Annotated in this window: 5 protein-coding genes; 2 read left to right on the top strand and 3 right to left on the bottom strand. The window is 69.6% G+C overall.

Annotation, left to right across the window (positions count from 1 at the left end):
- The coding region (locus tag CVO76_RS01940) for a DUF456 domain-containing protein (protein ID WP_208740489.1) at positions 1-328 on the bottom strand (328 nt) is incomplete at its 3' end.
- Between the two features lie 128 nt (positions 329-456).
- Between CVO76_RS01940 and CVO76_RS01935 the strand changes: the two genes are divergently transcribed.
- On the top strand, positions 457-1,470 hold the full coding sequence (locus CVO76_RS01935) for a hypothetical protein (RefSeq protein ID WP_244186152.1): 1,014 nt from the start codon (positions 457-459) through the stop codon (positions 1,468-1,470).
- A gap of 109 nt (positions 1,471-1,579) precedes the next feature.
- Here CVO76_RS01935 and CVO76_RS01930 read toward each other — a convergent pair whose 3' ends face one another.
- The gene (locus tag CVO76_RS01930; RefSeq protein WP_133081463.1) at positions 1,580-2,497 is read right to left on the bottom strand and encodes an SDR family oxidoreductase; all 918 of its coding nucleotides are present in this window, start codon (positions 2,495-2,497) and stop codon (positions 1,580-1,582) included.
- A gap of 360 nt (positions 2,498-2,857) precedes the next feature.
- Here CVO76_RS01930 and CVO76_RS01925 point away from each other — a divergent pair, with 360 nt between their 5' ends.
- Positions 2,858-3,514 carry a histidine phosphatase family protein gene (locus CVO76_RS01925; protein ID WP_208740488.1) on the top strand — a complete coding sequence of 219 codons (657 nt, stop codon included), beginning with the start codon at positions 2,858-2,860 and terminating at the stop codon, positions 3,512-3,514.
- Between the two features lie 87 nt (positions 3,515-3,601).
- Here the strand turns inward: CVO76_RS01925 and CVO76_RS01920 are convergent.
- A partial coding sequence (locus CVO76_RS01920) for a CynX/NimT family MFS transporter (protein ID WP_432206120.1) occupies positions 3,602-4,243 on the bottom strand: 642 nt, incomplete at its 5' end.

Here is a 4,243-nt window from a genome sequence, read left to right as displayed (position 1 = left end):
GGGCGAAACCGACGAACAGGCCGACCACGGGGATCACGAACATGCCGGCGATCCCTGCCAGCACCCCGAGGGTCACCGACCGGCCCGGTATCTGCCGCTGCCTGAGGGTCCGTCCCGTGAGCACCACACCGGCACCGAGACCGGCACCGGCCAGGACCGTGCCGATCGCGAAGACCACCCAGCCCTCGGTACTGGCCACGGTCAGCGCCCACATGAGCAGTGACACGATGATCAGGATGCTGCCCGGCAGGACCGGGACCACCACTCCCGCGATACCGACGGCGATGAGCGCACCGCAGACCACCGTCATGAACACCTGTAGATCCATGGCCCCAGTCTTGCATCGACGGGCGTGACGCGCGGCCAGGGACGGGCCCCGTGGCCCCGGTCATGGAATACTGGAGGGAATACTAAGCCGCCTTAGCGAGCCTGCGGGCCCTGAGATCAGGAGGATCAATGAGCACACCGGCAACAGGAAACAACGAGGGTGACCGCTCCCGGCACGCCGACGACTCCGACAACCCCACGGAACTGCTGGACACAGGACGGTCCGGGGCGGGCGCGAGCAGCGCCGGCGCAGCGGGTGCGGGCCGCACGGGAACGGACGACGGCGGGAGCGGCTACGTGCCCGGCGCATATTCGGCCGACGACGACTCCAGCGGCGAGTACGTCCCCGGCATGTACTCGGACGCACCGGACAGCACCCCGACCCGCGAGCACACCCAGGCGCCCATCTCCGCGTCGAGGGCGGTCCCGCGCGACGAGGACACGAAGATGCACACGCAGGTCGCCCCGGTGGTGGCGGCCCGGCAGGAGACCGACGCGCGCAGCGGCGATCGGAGCCGTGAGCGGCCCGCCCCGCGGAGCGCCGTTCCGGGATCGCGTGTTCCGGGCCTGGAGGAGCGCAAGCTGCTCCACCAGCGCGAGAAGGAGCACTTCGGCGGCATGAAGTTCGGCTCGGCCTTCTTCGGCTGGCTCACCGCCACCGGCATGTTCGTGCTGCTCTCGGCCCTCGTCGGGGCCCTTGCCGCGGTCTTCGGCATCGGTTCGAACCTCTCCACCGCAGACCTGACGAGCGGTTCGGGCGAGGCGCAGACCACGGGCATCACGGCCGCCGTCGTGCTGGGCGTCGTGCTGCTGCTCTCCTACTTCGCCGGCGGCTACGTGGCCGGCCGCATGGCCCGGTTCAGCGGGGTCAAGCAGGGGGTCGCGGTCTGGCTGTGGGCCGTCATCGTCGCGGTCGTACTCGCCGTCATCGGGTTCATCATCGGCAACCAGGCCAACGTCACCGAGCGGTTCCAGGGTCTCGGTGTCCCGTCCGCCGCCGACCTCACCGGCCCCGGACTCATCAGTCTGCTCGTGGTGGCCGCCGTCGCGCTCGTCGGGGCGATCCTGGGTGGCCTCGCCGGCATGCGGTACCACCGGAAGATCGACCGCGCGGACTTCGACGCCCTGGAGACCACGGAGTAGATACGGCACAGGCACCGGAGAGGTGCCGGCGACCGGACGGTCGGCAGCCAGGATGACGACAGCCCCGGACTCGAAGGAGTCCGGGGCTGTCGTCGTCCTGCGGGAAGCCTCAGGGCGAGGGCATCCCGCCGTTGACGTTGAGGGTCTCACCGAGAACGTAGCTCGCCTCGGACGAGGCCAGGAAGACGTAGGCGGGGGCGAGTTCGGTCGGCTGTCCGGCGCGGCCGAGCGGGGTGTCCTTCCCGAATTCGGGCAGCGCCTCCGCGGGCTGTCCGCCCGAGGGCTGCAGCGGCGTCCAGATGGGACCGGGTGCCACGGCGTTGACGCGGATACCCTTGGGCGCGAGCTGCTGCGCGAGTCCCTTGGTGAAGTTGTTGATCGCGGCCTTGGTGCTCGCGTAGTCGACGAGGGTCGGTGACGGCTCGTAGGCCTGGATGGACGTGCTGTTGATGATCGCCGACCCGGGCTGGAGGTGCTTGAGCGCCTCCCTGGTCACACGGAAGAACGAGTAGATGTTCGTCTTGTAGGTGTGGTCCAGCTGCTCGTCGCTCAGCTCCTCGAGGGACTCGACCGCCACCTGCTTGCCGGCATTGTTGACGAGGATGTCCAGCCCACCGAGCCCGTCCACCGCCTGCTGCACCAGGGCGGTGCAGTACGCGGGGTCCTTGAGGTCACCCGGGATGCAGACGGCCGTGCGGCCCTCCGCCTCGATGATGCCCTTGACGACCTGCGCGTCCTCTTCCTCCTCGGGAAGGTAGGACAGGGCGACGTCGGCGCCTTCACGCGCGTACGCGATGGCGACCGCCGCGCCGATCCCGGAGTCGGACCCCGTGATGAGGGCCTTCCGGCCCTGCAGCCGGCCCGTCCCGCGGTAGGAGGTCTCCCCCCGGTCCGCCTTGATCTCCAGGTCGGACTCGAGCCCCGGCTCGGCCGTCTGCTTGGCCTGCGGGGTGATGCTCTCGAAACGGGTGACGGGGTTCTGGAAGGTGTACTGGTCGGTCGATCCTGTGGTGCTCTCGGAGGTCATAGGTGTTCTCCCTGTACAGAATGCGTGTGCCGCGTCATGTCGACGCCTGGCTGGTTGACAGCTCGGCCCTGAAGCTAAGCCTACTTATCACCCTAGGCGCGGGGGAAAGCCCGGACAAGCCCGCCGGACGCCACGCGGATCGCTGGCATGACGTGCCACCGGCGGCTACGACGGCGCGCGGTGCCGTCGCACGGGAGAACGGTCAGAAGACGACCGAGAAGGAGCCGGCGCCGATACTGAGCACGAGGGCGGCGACGACCAGCCAGACGATCGGGGTGCGGAGCCTGCGCATGTGATCCATAGTGCGTCCAGTCTAGGGGGCGCGCATCGGGAGCGACCGGCGGTCGTAGAGTCGGTGCCATGGAGTTGTTGCTGATCCGTCATGGCCAGACACCGAACAATGTCGCCGGATCCCTGGATACGGCTTTCCCGGGTGCCGGACTGACCGCGCTCGGCGAGCACCAGGCCCGCGCCGTGCCTGCCGCCCTTGCGGGCGTGGCCCTCTCGGGCATCTACGCCTCGCCGCTCGTCCGGACGCAGCAGACCGCCGAACCGCTGGCCTCGACGCTCGATCTCGACACCGGCGTGGTCCCCGGGCTGGAGGAGATCAGTGCCGGCAGCCTGGAGATGCTGAGTGATCCCGTCTCCGCGGAGGCGTATGCGACGTGCCTGCTCGGATGGATGGAGGGCGATCTCGACCGACGCATGCCCGGCGGCACGACCGGGCATGCGTTCATCGAGCGGTACGACCGCGCCATCCGGCGGATCGTGCAGGACAGCACCCAGGAGCAGTCGGTCGCCGTCTTCTCGCACGGCGCCGCGATCAGGGTCTACACCGCCGTGGCCACCGGCCTGAGCCCCGCCCGCGCGCGGACCCTGACCATCGACAACACGGGAATGAGCGTCCTGAGCGGCGGCCCGGGTCGGTGGCACCTCGCCTCGTGGCACCCGGAGCCCCTGGGAGGGCCGGCACTCGAAGGGTTCGCCGGGAACGACGTCACGGGTCAGTCCACCTGAGGTCCCGCGGTCGGGCCGCGGGACCCGGATCGGCCCCGCCCGGGCACCGCACCGCCGGCAGGGACGAGCCTCCTGTCCGACGGCGCCTCAGCGGTTCTTCGGCACCCGCCGGACCGAGCCCGTGGTGCTGAAGAGGAAGATCAGCACGGACGCCAGCAGAACCAGGAGCGCAGGTGTCCAGGATCCCGTGGTGTCGTGCACGAAACCCAGCAGCGGAGGCGACGCTGCCGCCAGGCAGTAGCCCGATCCCTGCACGATCGCCGACATGCGACCGGCAGATGCCTGGTCGCGGGCCAGCCGGATGATGGCGATGAAGATCACCGTGATGCCCCCGCCCTGGGCGATGCCGCCACAGATGGACCAGAACCACCACAGCTGCGGCGCCAGGAGCAGTCCGGCCGGGACGGACGTCCACAGCACTCCGACGGTGACGGCCACTGCCGTCGTACTCAGGAACCGGGCGGCGAACGGCACTCCGAGGCCGCCCACGATGGCGAGGATCTGGAAGATCGACGATCCGGCACCTGCTTCGGAGACGGACATGCCGAGTTCGTCATGCAGGTAGCTCGGCAGCCAGGCCGTCAGTCCGTAGTAGGAGAAGGCCTGCATGGCGAAACCTGCCGTCAACCCGGCAGTGATCCACCCGGAGCCACGTACGGGCGGCAGCGTCGTGTCGCCGCCGTCCTCGGCCGAGACCGAGAAGGCGGTCCTCGGCCCCACCGCCAGGGT

The organism is Arthrobacter agilis (assembly GCF_002953615.1).
Taxonomy (GTDB): domain Bacteria; phylum Actinomycetota; class Actinomycetes; order Actinomycetales; family Micrococcaceae; genus Arthrobacter_D; species Arthrobacter_D agilis_B.
The sequence above is the reverse complement of the archived record's forward strand: the minus strand, read 5'-3'. Positions and strand labels throughout refer to the sequence as shown.

What these genes read in the sequence shown, in the direction of transcription:
- CVO76_RS01935 (WP_244186152.1), top strand. Translation starts at nt 457, where the DNA reads ATGAGCACACCGGCAACAGGAAACAACGAGGGTGACCGCTCCCGGCAC.
- CVO76_RS01930 (WP_133081463.1), bottom strand. Translation starts at nt 2,497, where the DNA reads ATGACCTCCGAGAGCACCACAGGATCGACCGACCAGTACACCTTCCAG.
- CVO76_RS01925 (WP_208740488.1), top strand. Translation starts at nt 2,858, where the DNA reads ATGGAGTTGTTGCTGATCCGTCATGGCCAGACACCGAACAATGTCGCC.